Below are 20,847 nucleotides of genomic sequence, written 5' to 3' on the forward strand. Positions count from 1 at the left end.
TGATGATTTATTTAACCCAACGCCTGGACCACGCGCACCCAATTACCGCCAGCGTCACGCTGCCGATTGACGTGCGGGTAAAAAGCCGCGCCCGCGTGGCGCTGAACGACGGTCGCGAAGCCGGGCTAATGCTGCCGCGCGGCCTGCTGCTGCGCGGGGGCGACCTGCTGACTACCGACGATGGCAGCGAGGTGATCGAAGTGATCGCCGCCCCGGAGTCGGTTTCCGTGGTGCGCTGCGCCGACCCGTTCCTGCTCGCCCGCGCCTGTTATCACCTGGGCAATCGTCACGTACCGCTGCAAATCATGCCCGGCGAACTGCGCTACCACCACGACCACGTCCTCGACGATATGCTGCGTCAGTTCGGGCTGGAGGTGACCTTCGCCAGCCTGCCATTTGAACCGGAAGCGGGCGCTTACACCAGCGATGCCCACAGCCATAGCCACTCTCACGCTCATTCACATTAAGGACTCATCATGCGCAAGTACTTACCGCTGTTACTGCTGGCTTTTTCCGTTCCCGCGCTTGCCCATCCCGGCCACGGGACCGACAGCTTTCAGGCAGGATTTCTCCATCCGCTGACCGGGCTGGATCACCTGCTGATGCTGACGGGGGCTGGCGTGCTCTCCGCCCTGAGCGGCCGCAAGCTGCTGTTGCCGTTAGCGACGCTCGGCATGATGCTTGCTGGTGCCGTTGCGGGCAGCCTGCTCGGCGGCTTTAGCGGCATGGAGATGCTGATTATCGCCTCGCTGGCGGTCTGCGGCGTGATGATGTTTAAGACTGAAAATCGCCTGCTGCTGGCGGTGCCAGCCCTGGCGATGTTCCACGGCTGGGCGCACGGCGTGGAGATGTCCGGCCACAGCTTCTGGCTCTTCACCAGCGGGTTTATGTTAGCCAGCGCCACGGTGCTGTGTGCCAGCTTCGCGGCAGGGCTGCTCCTGCGCCGTCACGACGGCCTGCGTAAAACCTTCGGCGGCGGGCTGATCGTCTCTGCCCTGCTGGCGTTGATGAGCTGATGGAGCACGCCCGCCAGCGGCTGCGCCTGATGCAGCTCTCCAGCAGTAGCCTGCCGGTCGGTTCGTTTACCTGGTCACAGGGGCTGGAGTGGGCTGTCGAGGCCGGGTGGATCACGGACGCTGAGGCCTTCAGGCGCTGGCAGATCCAGCAGATGGAGCAGAGCTTTTTCTGCGTCGACCTGCCGCTGTTTATCCGCCTGTATCATGCCTGCGAGAAGCAGGAGGTCGCGACAGCAAAACGCTGGACGGCATACCTGCTCGCCTGTCGGGAAACGCGCGAACTGCGCGAGGAAGAACGCAACCGCGGCGCAGCCTTTACGCGCCTGGTTAAAAGCTGGGAACCCGCCTGCCCGCCAGAATGGCTGCCGCTGTTGATGCAGAGCCAGCTCGGCGGTATGGCGTGGCTCGGCGTGCGCTGGGGCATTAGCGCGCGCGAGCTGGCGCTGAGCCTCGGCTACAGCTGGATTGAGAGCGCGGTGATGGCGGGCGTCAAGCTGGTGCCGTTTGGGCAGCAGGCAGCACAACAGCTGATTATCGACCTGAGCGACCATTTTGCCGCCGGGTTTGAACAGGCATTTTTACGTGGCGACGACGCGCTGGGGGCAGCTACGCCGCTGTCCGCCATCGCCTCCGCACGCCACGAAACCCAATATTCACGACTATTCCGTTCCTGAGGAGTCAATATGGCTGATTACAAACATCCCCTGCGCGTTGGCGTGGGCGGCCCGGTAGGGTCGGGGAAAACCGCCCTGCTGGAAGCGCTCTGCAAGGCGATGCGCGACACCTATCATCTTGCGGTGGTGACTAACGATATCTACACCAAAGAGGATCAGCGCATCCTGACCGAGGCGGGTGCGCTTGAGCCAGAGCGCATCGTAGGGGTGGAAACGGGCGGCTGTCCGCACACCGCCATCCGCGAAGATGCCTCAATGAACCTGGCGGCGGTGGAAGCGTTGAGCGAGAAGTTCGGCAATCTGGATCTGATCTTCGTCGAAAGCGGCGGGGATAACCTGAGCGCGACCTTCAGCCCGGAGCTGGCGGACCTCACCATCTACGTGATCGACGTGGCCGAAGGGGAAAAAATTCCGCGCAAGGGCGGGCCGGGGATCACCAAATCCGATTTTCTGGTGATCAATAAAACCGACCTCGCGCCGTACGTGGGGGCGTCGCTGGAGGTAATGGAGCGCGACACTAATCGCATGCGCGGCGAGCGTCCGTGGACCTTTACCAACCTGAAAGCGGGTGACGGGCTGGCGACGATCATTGCGTTTCTGGAAGAGAAAGGGATGCTGCGGATGTAGTGCGGTTTATTGCCGGGTGGCGGCTTCGCCTGACCCGGCCTACGATTTTTGCAGACCCGGTAAGCGCAGCGCCACCGGGCAAAAGACTTACGCCTCAGGCAGCTCCGCCAGCGGCCAGCGCGGACGCACGGACACGCTCAGGTCAGCCGTGGCGCCAGCGTTGAGGCGCACCATCCCGGCGTAGGCGATCATCGCCCCGTTATCGGTACAAAATTCCGGACGCGCGTAGAACACTTCCCCACGACGCTTTTGCATCATTTCGGCAAGCTTCGCGCGCAGCGTACGGTTGGCGCTCACGCCACCGGCCATCACCAGGCGCTTAAAGCCCGTCTGATCCAGCGCACGCTTGCACTTGATCATCAGCGTATCCACCACCGCATCTTCGAACGCGCGGGCGATGTCGGCACGCGTCTGCTCGCTGTCGTCGTTATTGCGAATGGTGTTCGCCGCGAAGGTTTTCAGACCGGAGAAACTAAAATCCAGCCCCGGACGATCGGTCATCGGACGCGGGAAGACAAAGCGCCCTTCCGTTCCCTGCGCGGCCATTTTCGACAGCATCGGGCCGCCAGGATAATCCAGGCCCAGCAGCTTGGCGGTTTTGTCGAAGGCTTCACCGGCCGCGTCGTCGATCGATTCGCCCAGCAGCTCATACTTGCCAATGCCCGTTACGCTAATCAGCTGCGTATGACCGCCGGAGACCAGCAGCGCCACAAACGGGAACGCTGGCGGATTGGCTTCCAGCATCGGAGCCAGAAGATGTCCTTCCATATGGTGAACCGGAATGGCCGGAACGTCCCACGCGAAGGCCAGCGAACGCCCTACCGTTGCGCCGACCAGCAGCGCGCCAACCAGGCCCGGTCCTGCAGTATAGGCCACGGCATCAATATCTTTTGCACTCAACCCGGCCTCTTTCAGCGCCGCCTTAATCAGGGGAACCGTTTTACGCACGTGGTCACGAGAGGCCAGTTCAGGCACGACGCCGCCGTAGTCAGCGTGCAATTTCACCTGACTATACAGTTGGTTGGCCAGAAGCCCTTTTTCGTCGTCGTAAATCGCGATGCCGGTTTCATCGCAGGATGTTTCAATACCCAGTACACGCATGACTTGTTTTACCTCGTTTCAATACCGCGCAGTGTAGAGCCTGGGCGGGTTGATGTAAAACTTTGTTCGCCCCAGGAAGAAGCCTCGTGTATACTCTTCCCCCTTATAAAAGTCCCTTTCAAAATCGCATCGGTGCTTTACAAAGCAGCAGCATTTGCAGTAAAATTCCGCACCATTTTGAAATAAGCTGGCGTTGATGCCAGCGGCAAACCGAATTTATTAAAGGTGAGAGTTACATGCCGGTAATTAAAGTACGTGAAAACGAGCCGTTCGACGTAGCACTGCGTCGCTTCAAACGTTCATGCGAGAAAGCAGGTGTTCTGGCTGAAGTTCGTCGTCGTGAGTTTTATGAAAAACCAACGACCGAACGTAAGCGCGCTAAAGCTTCCGCTGTGAAACGTCACGCGAAGAAACTGGCTCGCGAAAACGCACGCCGTACTCGTCTGTACTAATCTGTTGAGGGCCACAGCCCTCAATTGACAGACAGAGTTGTAGTCGTAAGGCCGTGCTTCCGGAAGGAATGCGCGGCTTGTTTTCGTTTATAAGTCGCTTAAATTTTTGGGGCATATGGCCGGAAGAATCCCACGCGTTTTCATCAATGACCTGCTTGCCAGAACCGACATCGTCGATCTCATCGACGCGCGGGTGAAGCTAAAAAAGCAGGGCAAGAACTACCATGCGTGCTGTCCGTTCCATAACGAAAAAACCCCCTCTTTCACCGTAAACGGTGAAAAGCAGTTCTACCATTGCTTCGGCTGTGGCGCACACGGTAATGCCGTCGATTTTTTGATGAACTACGATAAGCTCGAGTTCGTTGAAACCGTCGAAGAGCTGGCGGCGATGCATAACCTTGAAGTGCCGTATGAAGCAGGCAGTGGGCCAAGTCAGATCGAGCGCCATCAGCGGCAAACGCTATATCAGTTGATGGATGGCCTGAATTCGTTTTACCAACAGTCTCTTAAGCACTCTGCGGCTGAGCCTGCGCGTCAGTATCTGAACAAGCGCGGACTGAGCGACGATGTGATTGCGCGTTTCGCTATTGGTTACGCCCCGCCCGGCTGGGACAACGTGTTAAAGCGTTTTGGCGGCAATAGCGAAGATCGTAAATCCCTCATCGACGCAGGCATGCTGGTCACCAACGACCAGGGACGAAGCTACGACCGCTTCCGTGAACGGGTGATGTTCCCGATCCGCGACAAGCGTGGCCGGGTGATAGGTTTTGGTGGTCGCGTGCTGGGTGATGCCCTGCCGAAATACCTTAACTCCCCGGAAACCGATATTTTCCATAAGGGCCGCCAGCTTTACGGTCTTTATGAGGCACAGCAGGATAATGCGGAACCTCCGCGTCTTCTGGTCGTCGAAGGCTATATGGATGTTGTTGCGCTGGCGCAGTACGACATTAACTATGCCGTTGCGTCGCTGGGAACGTCCACCACGGCGGACCATATCCAGTTGCTGTTCCGCGTCACCAACAACGTGATTTGCTGTTACGACGGTGACCGCGCAGGACGCGACGCCGCCTGGCGAGCGCTGGAAACCGCGTTGCCGTATATGACCGACGGGCGTCAGCTACGCTTTATGTTCCTGCCCGACGGTGAAGACCCGGATACGCTGGTGCGTAAAGAGGGCAAAGCGGCATTTGAAGCGCGGATGGAGCAGGCTCAGCCGCTCTCCACGTTTCTGTTTAACAGCCTGATGCCGCAGGTGGATTTGAGTACCCCTGACGGGCGCGCGCAGCTCAGCACGCTGGCGTTGCCGTTAATCAGCCAGGTGCCCGGCGAAACGCTGCGCATCTATCTGCGTCAGGAGTTAGGCAACAAGCTCGGCATTCTGGATGACAGCCAGCTTGAACGTTTAATGCCTAAACAGGCTGAAAACGGCACGGTACGCCCCGCGCCTCAGCTAAAACGCACAACCATGCGTATACTGATAGGGTTGCTGGTGCAAAACCCCGAACTTGCTCCGCAAGTGCCGTCACTGGCGGGTTTGAACCACGAAAAATTGCCCGGACTTGGCTTATTTTCAGAATTGGTCAACACTTGTTTGTCGCAGCCAGGTCTGACCACCGGACAACTTTTAGAGCATTATCGCGGCACAAAAGAGGCCGCTACCCTTGAAAAACTGTCGATGTGGGACGATATAGCAGATAAGGATATCGCAGAAAAAACGTTCACCGACTCACTCAACCATATGTTTGATTCGATGCTTGAGTTGCGCCAGGAAGAGTTGATAGCTCGCGAGCGCACCCATGGCTTAAGCAGCGAAGAACGCCGGGAGCTCTGGATGATTAACCAGGAACTGGCGAAGAAATAAAAAATTTAACGGCTTAAGTGCCGAATATCGATCGGGAAGCCCCCGGCAGCCGCACTGAGAGGCAGCGGCAAAAATATAAGTACGCCCTCGCTTTAAAGGTTGGCAGCCCTATCGCCGACACCAATCAAACGAATTAAGTGTGGATACCGTCTTATGGAGCAAAACCCGCAGTCACAGCTGAAACTTCTTGTCCAACGCGGTAAGGAGCAAGGCTATCTGACCTATGCCGAGGTCAATGACCATCTGCCGGAAGATATCGTCGATTCAGATCAGATCGAAGATATCATCCAAATGATCAATGACATGGGCATTCAGGTGATGGAAGAAGCACCGGATGCCGATGATCTGTTGCTGGCTGAAACCTCCAACAACACTGACGAAGATGCGGAAGAAGCTGCTGCACAGGTACTGTCCAGCGTGGAATCTGAAATCGGGCGTACCACTGACCCGGTCCGCATGTACATGCGTGAAATGGGTACCGTTGAACTGTTGACCCGCGAAGGCGAAATTGACATCGCAAAACGCATCGAAGACGGGATCAACCAGGTTCAGTGCTCTGTTGCCGAATACCCGGAAGCGATTACCTATCTGCTGGAGCAGTACGATCGCGTTGAAGCGGAAGAAGCGCGTCTGTCCGATCTGATCACTGGCTTTGTCGACCCGAACGCTGAAGAAGATATGGCGCCAACCGCCACTCACGTCGGTTCTGAGCTGTCTCAGGAAGAGATGGATGACGACGAAGACGAAGATGAAGAAGAAGACGACGACAGCAGCGACGACGACAACAGCATCGACCCTGAACTGGCGCGCGAGAAGTTTGCCGAGCTGCGTACTCAGTACGAAGTGACGCGTGACACCATCAAAGCGAAAGGCCGCAGCCATGCTGCCGCTCAGGAAGAGATCCTGAAGCTGTCGGAAGTGTTCAAACAGTTCCGCCTGGTGCCAAAACAGTTCGACTACCTGGTGAACAGCATGCGCGTGATGATGGATCGCGTACGTACCCAGGAACGTATCATCATGAAGCTGTGTGTTGAACAGTGCAAAATGCCGAAGAAGAATTTCATCACCCTCTTCACCGGCAATGAAACCAGCGAAACCTGGTTCAACGCCGCTATCGCGATGAACAAGCCGTGGTCTGAAAAGCTGCACGACGTGAAAGAAGACGTACAGCGCGGCCTGCAAAAGCTGCATCAGATTGAAGAAGAGACCGGCCTGACCATCGAGCAGGTGAAAGACATCAACCGTCGTATGTCTATCGGTGAAGCGAAAGCCCGCCGTGCTAAGAAAGAGATGGTTGAAGCGAACTTACGTCTGGTTATCTCTATCGCCAAGAAATACACCAACCGTGGCCTGCAGTTCCTGGATCTGATTCAGGAAGGCAACATCGGTCTGATGAAAGCGGTAGATAAGTTTGAATACCGTCGTGGTTACAAGTTCTCCACCTATGCTACCTGGTGGATCCGTCAGGCGATCACCCGCTCTATCGCAGACCAGGCGCGCACCATCCGTATTCCGGTGCATATGATTGAGACCATCAACAAGCTCAACCGTATTTCTCGCCAGATGTTGCAGGAGATGGGTCGCGAGCCGACGCCGGAAGAGCTGGCTGAACGCATGCTGATGCCGGAAGACAAGATCCGTAAAGTGCTGAAAATCGCTAAAGAGCCAATCTCCATGGAAACACCAATTGGTGATGATGAAGATTCGCATCTGGGTGATTTCATCGAGGATACTACCCTCGAGCTGCCGCTGGACTCTGCCACCACCGAGAGCCTGCGTGCCGCTACGCACGACGTGCTGGCTGGCCTGACCGCCCGTGAAGCGAAAGTGCTGCGTATGCGTTTCGGTATCGATATGAACACCGACCACACGCTGGAAGAAGTGGGTAAACAGTTTGACGTGACCCGCGAACGTATCCGTCAGATCGAAGCGAAGGCGCTGCGTAAGCTGCGCCATCCGAGCCGCTCTGAAGTGCTGCGTAGCTTCCTGGACGATTAATCGGTCCTGAAATGGAAAAGCTCCCAATCGGGAGCTTTTTTTGTTTATTCCCTCTCCCTGTGGGAGAGGACCAGGGTGAGGGCATCAGGCCGCAGAGGAGCTAAAGCCCCCTCACCACCAGCGCCTCATCAAGTTCCCGATACGCCTCCACCAGCTTGTCCAGCGTCGCCCTGTTCAGCCCGCTCGGATTCGGCAACACCCAAACCTGCGTTACGCCAATGGTAATGTTCTGCTTACCCCACTTCGCACCGCGCTGGCTGAACGCCTGCTCGTAGGCCTGCTTGCCGAGGATCGCCAGCGCCGCGGGCTGGTAGTCTTCAATCTTCTTCACCAGTTCCCGCCCGCCAGTACGCAGCTCATGCAGATTTACTTCGCTCGCCTGCACCGTTGGACGCTCGACCAGCATGGTGATGCCACAGCGCGTATCCAGCAGCTGCTGCTCTTCTTCCGGCTTAAGCTGTTTGTCGGTAAAACCGGCCTGGTGGATCACCTTCCAGAAGCGATTTCCCGGATGAGCAAAGTGAAAACCGGTGTGCGCCGAGGACTTGCCCGGGTTGATTCCGCAGAACACCACCCGCAGGCCAGGGGCCAGAATATCGTTGATCATCTCTACTCCTGTCTATGCATCTTAAGATAAGTATAAAGGATTGATTATGCGTTGTTTATAAAAACAGCAGGCAGGTGTGAATGGCTGGATTGATGAGGGGAGTTACTTTATAATTCACCGCCACGGCCCCTTAGCTCAGTGGTTAGAGCAGGCGACTCATAATCGCTTGGTCGTTGGTTCAAACCCAACAGGGGCCACCAGATAAAATAAGGAGTTAGATGAGAAATCATCTGACTCCTTTTTCGTTTTATACGAATCGGGTCAGGTAATGGGTCAGGTAAGGAATTGCCTCCCTGCCCTCTTCATCTCGCTGCCAGCATCCCCGGATAGTGCTTCGCCACGATATCATTCATCTTTTCTGTCAGGTCGATACGTTTAAAAGTGATGTGCGCGGTTCCTTTCTGGAAGTAACGTATACTGAAAAAATCATCTTCGTAAACATCCTTCGAAGGGTTATCCCGAATATGCTCCATCAATCGAGTAGTAACATCACCACGGTTATCGGGTATCGGTTTACCATCCAGCAGAAATAACATTCGTTCCAGGTCCGCTAGTTGATCCCGTCGCCAACCCCAGTTCAAACTAAATCCCCAGCGGTTATGCGTCACCAAATTGTTGACGATGATCTTTTTACCAAAGCTGCAGGGACTATTGGTTTTGTAATCCCACGACAGCCCTTTGAAGACATTGATAATGCCACGCTCAAATACATCCATTTTGTTCAGATGTAGCTGCTCAAAAGTACTCAGGATATTCGCCTCGCTGATGGCAGGCAGATCCCCCTCCTCCAGGTTCTTATGCCACTGGTCACGGGCCTGAGCATCCATCAAGGCCATCATGCCAGACTTCAACATCAAATCGCGCCAGATACTACGGTCAATATTGCGGGTAACGACAGGCAGTGCTTTATCGACCTTTTCGGTCATCCAGCTATCGTAACGATGCCCGGCTTTCATCGCCCAGTCTTGCGCTGTACCACCGCCAATTTCTGAGGTTAGCTGTGAAATGGCATCAAGTTGCTGGATGAGTTGCTCGATCTGTTTTAGTGCTGTATCGCGGCCTGTCACTATGCGTTCAATACAGGTCGAGCAAATTAGCTCGCTATGATCGGTTAATACTTCAGCTTTAGTTTGCATGACATTTTGTCCTTAAAAAGCAAACGCGCCCGCTGGGTAATGGCAGGCGCATTATGCAATATGTAAACAAGGGAGAAAGCTCAGAAATTTAAATCAGGAAGGTTGTACGCAATATTCACCGTACTACGTTGTTACGGCTTTGCCGCAACAAGCCAGTTGCCTGCCGTGCTCGCAGAATATCTACAGCCCGAAGATAAGGTGATTGTTCCTGCCAACTAAACCTTCTGCGATCGATACGAACAAGCTCGTATTTTTCCACCAGAAAGTTAACGGCATTGGCCAGCGTGATACCTGCATCGATATGTTCCTGTATAACGGATTCATCCCTGAACGGCGTGTCGTTCAGAGTCAAGCCATAGTGTTGCTCCAGCAGGCGTGTCAGTAGAATTTGCCAGATAGCCACGGGGGACAGGCAGGGTTTTACCGCCCGCGAAGTTGCTGCAGATTGAGGTTTCATGCTTGCTCTCGTGAAAGTAATTAGCGCTTAGTGGGATAAATGGCGATGTATACGTAGCCGCAACTGCCGAGGGTGTCGGCTTCGCAGGTAAAACCGGTGTGGTACAGGGTGACGCAATGAACGTGTAGGGGATTCAGTTCACCGGTGGTCAGCATCGATTCCATCTGGCTGATAAAGTGCGGGAATGTTTCATCCAGCTTCTGGCATTCGGCGTCACTGAACTTACCGGTGATACTGGCCCGGTCAGCTAGGTAGTGCAGCCGGTTGCCCTCCTGCACCAGACGTGTTCCCAGGCGCGGCATGATATCGCGCTGCAAGCCCCAAGTGATGTTGCTCATTACAGTTCTCCACTATTGTCAGTTCAGGGTGATGCTCATCAGGCAGGCATAAGGCCCGTTGCGGTCCTGGCGGCGTTCGGCGTATACAGCCAGGACTCCAGTGATATCCGGAACGTCCCTGCCGGTGTAATGACAAACGCTACCGTGCCACTGATATTTTCCGGTGCAGTAACGAAAGATTCGGGACTCAGGATGCTGGCGGTATATCGTCATTGCCCGGCGTTTACTGATAATTTTCATGTAATACCTCACAGCAGACCGTGTTCTGCGAACGAGTAGATTTGCCTGCCACCAACAATCAGATGGTCAGGTACGCGGATATCCACCAGTTGAAGTGTCTGTACCAGCCGCTGCGTGAGGGTTTTATCAGCCTGGCTGGGCGTTGTCTCGCCGGAAGGATGGTTATGCGCCAGTATCACCGCCGCTGCATTGAAGTGCAGTGCACGTTTGACCACTTCCCGGGGATGGACCTCGGTGCGGTTAATCGTGCCACTAAAGAGGGTCTCATGGGCGATAAGCTGGTTCTGATTATCCAGATACAGCACCCGGAACTCTTCCCGCTCAAGCGCGGCCATATGCAGTCGCAGCCATTCACGTACGGCTTGGGTGGAGGTGAAGGCTACCCCGGGCTCATGCAGATGCCGGTCCAGAATCCTGAGGGCACGCTGGATGAGACGCCAGTCCTGTGGCGTTATCTCGCCGGGTAAAAAGGAAAGCTGTTTCATTCGTTGTACCTCCGGTCAGTCGATGATGCACAGAATGGCGTGAGCTTCAGGATGCTGCAGGGCATAGTCCCGCAGGCGATAATAGTGTGCGGTCATGGCGTCACATTCTGTACGACAGGCGTGATGGCTGTATTCAATAAGACAGACAGCGATACCTGCGGCTTCTGCGCTCATTTCCGCACCATTGCCGTTCATGCCGTTGAACAGATGCCATTTATCGTCACCTTCAGCATCAGGAGCCATAAACGCACCGCCATTGCTGAGCGTATAAAAGGACCAGATACCACCGTTGTACTCATCACAGAAGCGGTCCATCCAGGCAAAAATGCGGGGTTCCAGCGTTATCCATTGTGGGATAGAGCCAAAGTGCTGTGGCCAGAAATCGAGACGCTGTTCGTCGGGAACCTGCGTTACTGTGAGTTTGAAATCGGATTCGTTAGCGGGTACAAGGTCGTATTGTGTCGCTGTTGTCATGTAAATGTCTCCGTCAATAAAAAGTGCCAGCCGCGATGGCTGGCGTGTGGGTTAATAAAGGATGGTCCGGGAGATGTGGCTGTCGGGAATGGGGTTTGTCAGTCGGTGAGTAACGACCTGCGGATGCCATAGCGCCTGATATATGGGGTAAGTTCTGCACCGGCATCGGGCTCAAAATTCCAGGCACGCCAGACCATGCCGCCATCATCGTCGCGCACAACCAGACGAAAATGCGTGGTCTGGTCATCTTCGATGGTGACGTTGTGGTAACGACTGATAATGGCTTCGGCGTGCTGCCGGGTGAAAGAACCGGGCGGTAGTAACGGGGATTCAGGCATGATGATGACCTCAAAAAGCAAAAAGCCCTGTTGCACATGTGCAACAGGGCTGGTCGAATGACTTATGTGAAAAGGCGTCAGGGTTGATCGAGACAATCCTGCCAGGTGATATCTTTCAGCGCATCGTGAAGACCACGGGCACTGAACGGTTTCGATTCTCCTGACTGTAAGGCGGTGAAGGCCAGTTTGTCTTTTGCTCCTGTGTGCTTCAGCGCTTCAAAAGCCACCTGAGCCGGAACGACCTCGCCAGGAAGCAAAATTTCATTCTCAAGCGAGTATTTTTCATTGTTTATCAGAAGATACACCCTGCTCATTCCTTCATCAGAGGTGGCGCGGTAATCCTCTTTCGGAACCTGCCGACCACAACCATCTTTTTGTAGCTGCAACTGATGGTCAGTTTCTCTCCGGCCTGATCGCACACGGGTCTGACACGCAAAGAACGGCTGGAAGCCCTCCTGCTGCAGGCTATCCAGCAAAGAGATGGTGGGTATATATGTGTATCTTTCACTACGGGATTCATATTTGTCATCGCTGAATACGCTGGGTACCACGCGGAACAACTCTTCACGGGTTAACGGACGATCACGACGGATAAGGTTTGCTGCGCCAAAGCGCGAAGCCAGACGGGTCATAAGCAGACTCTTCAATACGGGTAAAACAAATAAAGAAAGCCCTGCCGCACTAGCGACAGGGCTCGGGAAAGAACAGGCAGGCGTTAAACGTTCAGAAGAAGAAATTCCAGACAGCCCGGGCAACGGACACCACGGTGTTACGGACGGCCTGTATTACGGCCCGTACCGGAGCCGGTATCAGTGGGAAAGCACTTACCGTGTCCAGTACCGCGCCGACCGTTTCACCAAAATCGTCACGTGCTTTTTCCTGGACTGTCGTTGTGCGAAAGGGAGACTGCAGTTGCGCCACCACCGGGCTACTGGCCTCACGTGGCAGACACTTTATCATCCGCTCGGCCATCACCCGTAACCCCCACTGCAGACGGACCGACACCGCACACACCGGATGTACAGGTTGAAACAGCTCGTGCAGCAGGCAGATTTTGCGGCTGATATTCTGCTTCTGCGCCGTGGACAATTGACCACTACCGCTGGTGGGTTCAGTCTTGTCCGACTGGCTGATAACAAACAGCACCTTATGCCGGAATGCCTCCCCAATCACCTGATGATAAAAATGCTCATCTACTGCCAGCGCCCGGTCATCTGCCTTAATCAACCACAGTACCAGATCGAGCCGGGAAAGTTGTTCGCGGTACAGCGCAGCATACTCGGTATCGCGAACGCTACTTTCTCCAGCGCCGGGCAGATCCACCAGCGTCATATAGCGGTCGCCAACCTGCAGGCGAAAGCGCAGTGGTTCACGGGTACAGGCCTCCACATCGCTGACCGGCGATACCTCTCCAGCAAATAGGGCATTGCAAAGGCTACTCTTTCCCGCTCCGGTTTTACCCATAATGCCGATCACTGGCTCGTAGTGAGCAAGCTGGTTTATCTGTTGCAGAATACGCTCTGATGCCCACTGTGGCAGGCCAGAAAGCGACCTCTGCAGCGACTGCAAGCCTTCAGATTTTTTCATCATTACTCCTCTGAAAATGAATATAAAAACAGCAGAACCGTGAGATTCCGCCGTTAATTAGGTATGTTCAGGAGAATGATATATATCTGAATGTTTTTATAAGTTACCGATACAGATTAGTAATCTACTTAAAACAATAAGTAACCTAAAAACTTTTGGTGTATAACTAATATCGCCATGACTCTTTAAGCCATTTAGCACGTTGTAAAATGCCCGGAATTGCATTTGTGGTCCAGAATTCAAACGATACCCAGCCACTACTCATTCCACCGTGGCTAAAGCGTTTTACAAAAACCCCATGCTCGGTTGAAAAGGTCGCATTCATTATAGACTGAGCTGAGTTGAGTAAAATCGTTTCGAGCTCAATTCGGTTGTCTGGAACGGGAACTCGCGATAAAGACTGACGCATTTCACGCCACAGTGAAGGATCCCCCCGATAACCCCAGCCATCCAAATCAGGAATCATTAAGTCAGCAACAGTGATCCAACTTTTCTCCAGTGGGATAGTGTTTTTTTGTACAGAAAGTTTTTGAAGGACAGGCATAAATTGATTGAACCAAAATCTTAAATCCAGCCCAGACCTTTGTACTTCTTGATTATTATCAGCAATAACCTCATCTAACTGAATACCTGTCAGCGCAGAAAATGCAGACAAGAATCGATTTTTATCATTATGTCCCAGCTCAAATACATCATATTCATTGAATAAGAAAAGTAGTCGCTCATAAAGCACCATATTTTCATCATAAGTTTGAAAATGAATAAGCTGATCCTCAATCATTTTTCGCATCAGCTGTGAGAGTGTTCTGGGTTGAGGGTGCAGCAAATAAAGGAGATCTTTTCGGGACGGATTTTTTTCGAGAGCAATATCTAAGGGGGTCTGCAGCTTGTTATACGTTGCGAGAGTTTTGTCAGCCCCCATCCTGAGAAGTTTGCCAATAACCGGACGTTTAGCACCATGCCACGCCGCCTGATGCAAAGGTGTATAGCCTTTTTCCGAGGCAGCATTGATGAAAGAGGGGTAGTTTTCTAGTACGTTTAACAGAGGCTCCCATTGGCCCTTGTATGCTAATTCACTGATCTGTTTGGACAGAACATCATTGGCTGGTGTCATACAATCACTCGTACAGTTAACATGGAAAACTCCCGCTCATCTGAATTACCGCTTGTTGCCATCATGACCAGAATGATTCAGCAACCTAATTACACCTGGTCGTGCCAAACGAATCCGTCCGGCATGTAGTTGTACTTCCTTGAGCATCCGTTATTCGCGTAGTACCAAAACTATCAGTGCGTGATACCGTCCCATCGCTCCCTCGGGTGGTACCAAATGAATCGGTACGGTAGGTTGTATTCTCGCCGTTAGCGTTAGTTACCCTCGTTGTTCCAAAGGAATCAGTACGTGATACGCTTCCATTACTGCCACGGGTAGTTCCAAAACTATCTGTCCGCCAGCTATTACCTTTATCATCGCGAGTCGTGCCGAAGCTATCAGTTCGATAAGTGGTCGCAGTTGCATTTAAGCTGAACAGCAAAGTGGCAATTACAATCCCGTAGTTTCTCATCATTGTTGACCAGCCTTATTTGCAATTAATTAGTATTAGCTTGGGTAAGTACCACTTCAAAATCAGCAGCAGTGAGCTCGGCTGAAGCTTTTAGCATATCTCTTGCCAGAGCTCTGCGCCGGTTCAGTAATTCATCCAGGGTCTCTTCGAAAGTCATTAACTGACTATCACGCACAGTTGGATAGTAAACGTAGACATCTTTTTGCTGCCCTATGCGGTAAGCCCGGTCAGTTGCCTGATCTTCTTTGGCAGGGTTCCAACAGCGAGTAAAATGGATGACATGATTTGCTTTTTGTACATTGACACCAAACCCAACGGCTATCGTCGATAGGATGATAACGTTAAAACCCGGCGATGACTGAAAGTTATCGATCAAACTCTGACGGTTTTGGTCACTTCCGGATTTCGTGCTGGTATCACCATTAATGATAAAAGGCTTGAATCCAAAATGCTGCGAGACCAGATGCTGCAATTCACGTTGAATATCGCGTAGTTCAGTAAAGATAATGACCTTATCATCTGATGACTGGCGAATATTATTCAGCGTATCCAAAAGCCATTTCACTTTCGGAGCATCATTGCGTAAGCGTAAATCTGCACTCACGGAATAGGGCCAGGCGCAAATCAGCTTCAGGCGATGGAGTAATCCGAGCATCCCTGAACCACGTTGATCCAGACCTTCACTGATTTCCTGTTGGTTCTGCCAGCTCGCTACCGAATGTGTATAGAGATCCCGTTGCAGCGGCAACATACTGAGCTGCTTACAGGATTTATCTTCAATTTTCTCCGGAAGATCTTTTGCCACCTCTTCCTTCGTGCGACGCAGTGTCTGTGGTTCTATCAATTTTCGTAGCGATTCAAGCACCTTATCATCACTCTGCTGCTCAATTGGCCGCAGGTAATCTTTGCCAAAATTATTCAGTGCGCCCAGGAGACCTGGCTGAACAAAGTCAAACAAGCACCATAGATCGACAAGCGTATTTTCAACAGGGGTTCCAGTACACGCAACTTTGAATTGTGCCTGGATTGCCTTAGCTGACTGGGTAATAAGGGCTGCTGGATTTTTAATTTTCTGTGCCTCATCGCAAACCATGATGGACCAAGGTTGGCGAGCCAATGAAAATTCCTGATCGCGTAATGTTTCGTATGTGGTCAGTACTATCTGAGCCTCTCCAACCCAGTCATTTTGCAGCAGGTTTTTAATCCCCTTACTCTTTAGTTCGAAAGGAATGCTCTCCTTAGCGCACTTTTTCTCTCTGAGTTCATTGCCGTAAAGCTTTAAAATCGAAACCTGCTCGCGCAGGAAAAAATTACCGACCTCACGCTCCCAGTTGTCGAGTAGCGACACCGGGGCAACAATCAGAGAGGGCGGAGCATCAGGGAAACGCTCACGATGCCAGATGAGGAAGGTTAAAATCTGTAACGTTTTCCCCAGCCCCATATCGTCTGCCAGCAAACATCCCGCTGTCTCTGTTGGGGATTTAAGGTACAACTGCTGGAGCCAGGCAACGCCTTTACACTGATGCTCACGTAGCTGAATAGAGTCCTTAAGAATCATTGGAAGCTCGGCTTCAGCCAAGTGTGCTTCTAGCAAGGAGGTTCGCCGCTGTTTGACATACAGTGCCTGCTCAATATTCTGTTCGATCAGCAGGACAGCGCGACTCACCGGCTCAGTATTCGCGGTATTACTTGTTTCAGCATCGATTTTCTTTTTCCACTTTTCGTGGAAAACCTCTGCTTCTTCTCGTGGTAGAAGGTTATCGTTCCAGGGCATAGCGACTTCAGGAGCATCAGAGGCTTTTGCATCTTCCAGACGCGTTTCTAGCTCATGAAAATGCTGATGATTATCCAGGTCCCAGCCCGAGAACATGGCTTCACACATCTCCTTAGCGAGATTGTCTGGAAGCCAATTTTCACTTTCACTTTTGACCAGATACGGTGAACTGATTTTCTCAAACTCACCTATCCCTATAACTCTGTCGCTGTACTTATTGAGATCGAGTACGTGAGAAAAATTCAATCCCGCAGCCTGTTGCTGCCAGACTTCCAGCAATGCCTGATACTCTTGCAATTCATTCGGAGTGAGTCTGGACAGCTCGAGGTCATAGCCCTGCCAGACACCAGCAGGAAGATGCGCCGCTAATTTTTGTTCTAACTCAGTAATCAACGCAGCCAATTCAATCGGCCGATGAAACACGTATGTTTCATCTGACACAGGCTGTTCAGTCCTGGGGATCAGGATCAGCGAAACAGACTCAACCTGCATGTTTTCATCAACCCGAGGCTCCAGACGGAAATCATAAAAATAGATCCCTGCATCCTGTAGATTCTGCTCATATACATCGGGATCAAGTACCTGGCTAGCTTCTTCGCCAATCCAAGTATACGGATTGCGAACAAACGAGAGCGCATCATCACCAGCAACTCGACGGCCGGTGATGGCATGTACAGAAGTCAGCACATCTTTAACTTCAGGTGAAAGAATGACGTGGCTTAATTCACCGTCATCACCCAAAACACGATACCGATCTTGTACCTGTTGCGTGCGATCGAAACTCTGCAGCCACTTTGCAGGCTGTTCGTCAAAAACCGGCTCAATTTCCAGTACCTGGGTATCCGCCACCAGTGATTTCCGCAACTTTAACTGCAGTGACTCGGGCCTGATAACTATCGTTTTAGCCAGGTAATCATCCAGTTTTGCTCCTGCCTTTTTTGCCTGTCGACGTATTTTTGCCCACCCGGTTTGGTTTACCGTTTCACCCGGCGTCTGTCGCTGCTGTAATCTGAGCTGGTGTAGTGAGTCCAGAAGCTGCCAGTTTTCTTCGCAGAGCATAAAAGTGCCTTCCGGGGAGGAAAAGCTGGCCCCCTGGATAGTGATCTCAACGGGGCGATAATCGTCAGGCTGGGTCCATTTATCAATGAAAACTCGAAAGGTGTCATCGCTGATGCTCCCTGTCGCAGCAAGATGGGCGATCAGATTACGCTGTTGAGGGAAGCTGAAAATTGCCAGACTGCTGGCATAATCTTCATTATTCAGAATACGATAGAAGTCATCCCAACTTATAAACCAGCAATCCGACCAGTGTGATACATAGTCCTCTTCATGGAGTTGTTCCAGGCAGGAGACGATAAGCCAGTTATCCTCGTTATCGGCAAGACTAAAGGGAAAGAGCACGCCTTCTGTCTCTAAGCTATATAACGGGATGGCAGGTGCAGAATCGTTTTTTTTGTCTCTGATTAATTTGCCTAACAAACCTTTGAACATCATTTGCTCCAGTAGCGAAGATATTTACCTGAAACTGGTTTAAAGCCGAGCTTGAGCAATTCTTTGGTAGCGTCGTAGTTGGGTGTTAAAAATTGAATATGAAGTACTCCCCCCATACCTCTCCGGTCCTCAACCTTGCAATCCGCTGAGCGAATAATTTCTTTTATTTGTTGCTCTCTGGATAGCTCGGCTTCACGAGCTTGTCTGGCTGTTTGCGATTTTGCAATAATGTTCAGGCGCTCTTCCTTGGCCATAACATCGTTACGCTGATGTCGTTCAAGCACCGATGCAGCAAGTGAAGAACGTACCTGTTTGGGAGGGGCTTTAGGTTCAATCCCAGGAGGAGGTTCAGGAACATTTTCAGGTTCAAGAACTGGCTCTGCAACAGCGATTGCCGTCTGAGGTTTTGCTTCAAAGCGCGAGTAATCCACAGCCCCTGGGGTTGCGAGTGCAGTATCCTCTGGCTGGTAATAAATACCCAAACTGTTCAGAGCATCATCAAAATTCTTCATCCAGCCATGGATAGGATTGTGCTCCCAGTTGTAGACAGGAGAACGGTGCATTAAGCGCTCCCCTACGGTTTTGCTAATGCTTTTGAGTTCACGCTCTATGTTAAGAGTATGCTTTTCTGGATTAAATGGAGCCCTTGCATGATGGTAAGGATAAACAGCGCCAACTTTAGAATATTCAACAAAGAGATAATCACCAATTTGCATAATGATGGCATTGTTATCGCGTGCGCCAGCGCCTGTCAGCTGGCTCAAACGACGCGCATTTTTCGTACGAAACTCGACATAGGCGGGATCTTTCGACTCCTGAGAGTCGGTGCCTAATACAATCCGCGTGTAGCTCATCTGATTTGTATAACGCAACCAGTAAAATAAACGAGCCTCATCAACATCCCGATTACCTTTAAGTAATTCAAAGAATAATTTAAGGTCATCCTTCGCAAACCAGCTTTGGACCATCAGGAGCACGGGCTTCTCTACGTGCAACAGCCAACCTTTGTTACGCGCAATAAGCTGTGGGTTTCCCCAATATTCAAGCGCAATCTGCTTAAGCTCAAAATGTGTTTTATGTTTATAAACCGAATGACAATAGCGGGTTAGCATCGCAGCCAACAGGTTATCTTTAAAACGAGAAAGCTGACGGCTCAACGCGATCAGTTCATTAATTTTTTGTTCAAACTCATCGTCAGTCTGACGAAAAATCTCGCTCACCAAATGGTTAACAATTTTGCGCCATAGCCAACTGGTCTGAGGGATCTGTGCCACTTTTTCCAGCACGGAGATATCTGTTATTTCCCCACGGCCGAGTTGTTGCCCAAGAAGAAAACCCGCATTGTCGGTAAAAATATCGCCATAAGTGTCGATTACCGTCATCCATGACAACGGGCGAGGCGAACTCTCTTTTAACTGTTTAAACCCAGCAGCAATCTGCTTGCGTAACTGAAGCCACTGCGGATTTTCTTCTGGAGTATCGCTGACATGTCCAAAGTAGCTGGTACACAACGCCAGCCACTCCCTACGCGTTAATCGTTGTTGTGCAATTTTGCTCTGAATTTCAGCCGAAATTTTGGCAAAGTTTACCGCATCATCAATGAGTGCTGTATCAAACAGATCTCCCTCTGCCACGTCATTGAGGCCAAAAAAGATCATCTTCCACTCAGATGGCTGTGGCGTGTCTCCCGAACGCAATCGGGAAATTGCCTGCCTGCGTTTCTCCTTAGGGGGTACCATCTGTACTGTGCGGGCGTCGACCTTTCTCTCGAGTTGGCTGATGACACGCTGTAGATAGGTAAAAGGGTGCCCCACAACCGGCCCGACACTCTTTTCCCTGTAAGGAAGAAGGCGTGATTTCAGCTTCTCAATGGCGGACGTCATTGCACTACACCCAGTTGGCAGGTTTCCTGACTAATACCAGGGACGACGTCCATACTCTCGTCCTGTTTCTTATCTTTCAGGCCAAAGAACTGCATGCGTAATTCGACACGACGGCTGGCTTCTTTACTCTCTTTCGCATTGTTGAATGACACGCCACCCGCCAAAAATAATTTCCGAATCTGGATTTGCTGATCTGCAGTAATTCTTTGCTGCAGCGCACTTCTGCTGTCCAGCAGACTGCACATCACCCATTCCGAGCGCAGGAGAGAGAGATGCAGGTTGTAGAGATACGAACCATCCGTGTCAGTAAACCCTTCAATAACGATCTGTTTAAACCATTTCTTACCTTCGTCGCTATTTGCCGCATCCAGGACCAACGGCACCACATCCTGCAAAGCCTGCTGCCCTTCTGGGGTGAGCGAAAAGCGGTTATGTTCAAAACGCCCTGCTTCGCCAAAACTAATACGGTTATCGTGGCAATCGACATGTATCGTTTTATTCAGATTCTTTGCCTGCAGCTCAAGTCGTTCACACAGACGGGCGATATCATGCCCTCGGGACTTTTCCCCTGCTTCAGCCTGCTGGATCCTCTGAGTGACAGAGCTAAGCGATGCCACCATAACGACCAAAAATAGCACCATCATGGCGGTCATCAGGTCGGCATAGGAAATCCAGAATGGTTTTTCCGCTTCATCACTACGACGCTGCCTGCTATTGAATGCCCGGTTAAACATCAGCCTGTT

Annotated in this window: 21 protein-coding genes, 1 tRNA gene and 1 pseudogene; 8 read left to right on the top strand and 15 right to left on the bottom strand. The window is 51.9% G+C overall.

Annotation, left to right across the window (positions count from 1 at the left end; genetic code table 11):
- The first annotated feature begins 2 nt into the window (after positions 1-2).
- From ureE to ureG, 4 genes are read left to right on the top strand one after another with little or no spacing between them, the layout of a single operon-like run.
- Positions 3-467, top strand: coding sequence for an urease accessory protein UreE (gene ureE / locus ACQG03_RS18430; RefSeq protein ID WP_017384028.1), 465 nt, complete (start codon positions 3-5; stop codon positions 465-467).
- Positions 468-476: 9 nt separating this feature from the next.
- On the top strand, positions 477-1,016 hold the full coding sequence (locus ACQG03_RS18435; protein WP_015571909.1) for a HupE/UreJ family protein: 540 nt from the start codon (positions 477-479) through the stop codon (positions 1,014-1,016).
- Positions 1,016-1,690, top strand: coding sequence for an urease accessory protein UreF (locus ACQG03_RS18440; protein WP_048966110.1), 675 nt, complete (start codon positions 1,016-1,018; stop codon positions 1,688-1,690). The genes ACQG03_RS18435 and ACQG03_RS18440 overlap by 1 nt, the downstream gene beginning before the upstream one ends.
- A 9-nt stretch (positions 1,691-1,699) precedes the next feature.
- A complete protein-coding gene (ureG, locus tag ACQG03_RS18445; RefSeq protein WP_023298635.1) occupies positions 1,700-2,317 on the top strand; it encodes an urease accessory protein UreG in 618 nt (205 codons plus the stop codon).
- Between the two features lie 87 nt (positions 2,318-2,404).
- Here the strand turns inward: ureG and tsaD are convergent, their stop codons facing one another.
- Complete coding sequence (gene tsaD, locus ACQG03_RS18450; RefSeq protein ID WP_048966111.1) at positions 2,405-3,418, bottom strand: tRNA (adenosine(37)-N6)-threonylcarbamoyltransferase complex transferase subunit TsaD; 1,014 nt, start codon at positions 3,416-3,418, stop codon at positions 2,405-2,407.
- A 236-nt stretch (positions 3,419-3,654) separates the two neighbouring features.
- Here tsaD and rpsU point away from each other — a divergent pair, with 236 nt between their 5' ends.
- The 3 genes from rpsU to rpoD all read left to right on the top strand — a co-directional run bounded on the left by rpsU (position 3,655) and on the right by rpoD (position 7,729).
- On the top strand, positions 3,655-3,870 hold the full coding sequence (gene rpsU / locus ACQG03_RS18455) for a 30S ribosomal protein S21 (RefSeq protein ID WP_001144069.1): 216 nt from the start codon (positions 3,655-3,657) through the stop codon (positions 3,868-3,870).
- Positions 3,871-3,985: 115 nt separating this feature from the next.
- Positions 3,986-5,731, top strand: a complete 1,746-nt coding sequence (gene dnaG, locus ACQG03_RS18460) for a DNA primase (protein ID WP_003862574.1) — start codon at positions 3,986-3,988, stop codon at positions 5,729-5,731.
- A 153-nt stretch (positions 5,732-5,884) separates the two neighbouring features.
- A complete protein-coding gene (rpoD, locus tag ACQG03_RS18465) occupies positions 5,885-7,729 on the top strand; it encodes an RNA polymerase sigma factor RpoD (RefSeq protein WP_006812010.1) in 1,845 nt (614 codons plus the stop codon).
- 100 nt (positions 7,730-7,829) lie between these two features.
- Here the strand turns inward: rpoD and mug are convergent, their stop codons facing one another.
- Complete coding sequence (gene mug / locus ACQG03_RS18470) at positions 7,830-8,336, bottom strand: G/U mismatch-specific DNA glycosylase (protein WP_023298636.1); 507 nt, start codon at positions 8,334-8,336, stop codon at positions 7,830-7,832.
- A 124-nt stretch (positions 8,337-8,460) separates the two neighbouring features.
- Between mug and ACQG03_RS18475 the strand changes: the two genes are divergently transcribed.
- Positions 8,461-8,536 (top strand) — tRNA-Ile (locus ACQG03_RS18475).
- Positions 8,537-8,638: 102 nt separating this feature from the next.
- On the opposite strand, the gene ACQG03_RS18480 is transcribed toward ACQG03_RS18475, so the two are convergent.
- The 13 genes and pseudogenes from ACQG03_RS18480 to zorB1 all read right to left on the bottom strand — a co-directional run bounded on the left by ACQG03_RS18480 (position 8,639) and on the right by zorB1 (position 20,838).
- Positions 8,639-9,472 carry a DUF4942 domain-containing protein gene (locus ACQG03_RS18480; protein WP_063163857.1) on the bottom strand — a complete coding sequence of 278 codons (834 nt, stop codon included), beginning with the start codon at positions 9,470-9,472 and terminating at the stop codon, positions 8,639-8,641.
- 115 nt (positions 9,473-9,587) lie between these two features.
- Entirely contained in the window at positions 9,588-9,929 is a 342-nt protein-coding gene (locus tag ACQG03_RS18485) for a TA system toxin CbtA family protein (RefSeq protein WP_050150735.1), read from the bottom strand.
- A 20-nt stretch (positions 9,930-9,949) separates the two neighbouring features.
- The gene (locus ACQG03_RS18490; protein ID WP_063163856.1) at positions 9,950-10,267 is read right to left on the bottom strand and encodes a type IV toxin-antitoxin system YeeU family antitoxin; all 318 of its coding nucleotides are present in this window, start codon (positions 10,265-10,267) and stop codon (positions 9,950-9,952) included.
- Positions 10,268-10,285: 18 nt separating this feature from the next.
- Positions 10,286-10,507, bottom strand: coding sequence for a DUF987 domain-containing protein (locus ACQG03_RS18495; protein ID WP_000691995.1), 222 nt, complete (start codon positions 10,505-10,507; stop codon positions 10,286-10,288).
- Between the two features lie 8 nt (positions 10,508-10,515).
- Positions 10,516-10,992, bottom strand: a complete 477-nt coding sequence (gene radC, locus ACQG03_RS18500; RefSeq protein ID WP_063163855.1) for a RadC family protein — start codon at positions 10,990-10,992, stop codon at positions 10,516-10,518.
- Between the two features lie 15 nt (positions 10,993-11,007).
- A complete protein-coding gene (locus ACQG03_RS18505) occupies positions 11,008-11,466 on the bottom strand; it encodes an antirestriction protein (RefSeq protein WP_063163854.1) in 459 nt (152 codons plus the stop codon).
- Positions 11,467-11,564: 98 nt separating this feature from the next.
- Positions 11,565-11,804 (bottom strand): DUF905 domain-containing protein, encoded by a 240-nt coding sequence (locus ACQG03_RS18510; RefSeq protein ID WP_063163853.1) that lies wholly within the window; start codon positions 11,802-11,804, stop codon positions 11,565-11,567.
- A gap of 293 nt (positions 11,805-12,097) precedes the next feature.
- Positions 12,098-12,436 (bottom strand): annotated as a pseudogene (locus ACQG03_RS18515) (DUF932 domain-containing protein); the annotation flags it as partial.
- Positions 12,437-12,527: 91 nt separating this feature from the next.
- Positions 12,528-13,391, bottom strand: a complete 864-nt coding sequence (locus ACQG03_RS18520; protein ID WP_063163852.1) for a GTPase family protein — start codon at positions 13,389-13,391, stop codon at positions 12,528-12,530.
- A gap of 166 nt (positions 13,392-13,557) precedes the next feature.
- Positions 13,558-14,505 carry an ankyrin repeat domain-containing protein gene (locus ACQG03_RS18525; protein ID WP_063163851.1) on the bottom strand — a complete coding sequence of 316 codons (948 nt, stop codon included), beginning with the start codon at positions 14,503-14,505 and terminating at the stop codon, positions 13,558-13,560.
- Between the two features lie 476 nt (positions 14,506-14,981).
- Positions 14,982-18,221, bottom strand: coding sequence for a type I Zorya anti-phage system protein ZorD (gene zorD, locus ACQG03_RS18530; protein ID WP_063163850.1), 3,240 nt, complete (start codon positions 18,219-18,221; stop codon positions 14,982-14,984).
- On the bottom strand, positions 18,221-20,104 hold the full coding sequence (zorC, locus tag ACQG03_RS18535) for a type I Zorya anti-phage system protein ZorC (RefSeq protein WP_063163849.1): 1,884 nt from the start codon (positions 20,102-20,104) through the stop codon (positions 18,221-18,223). The genes zorD and zorC overlap by 1 nt, the downstream gene beginning before the upstream one ends.
- A complete protein-coding gene (gene zorB1, locus ACQG03_RS18540; protein WP_063163848.1) occupies positions 20,101-20,838 on the bottom strand; it encodes a type I Zorya anti-phage system protein ZorB1 in 738 nt (245 codons plus the stop codon). Before zorB1 ends, zorC begins: the two co-directional genes overlap by 4 nt.
- Positions 20,839-20,847: the final 9 nt, after the last annotated feature.

The sequence above is a fragment of the Enterobacter cloacae complex sp. 342H5 genome (genome assembly GCF_050030905.1).
GTDB classification, from domain to species: domain Bacteria; phylum Pseudomonadota; class Gammaproteobacteria; order Enterobacterales; family Enterobacteriaceae; genus Enterobacter; species Enterobacter intestinihominis.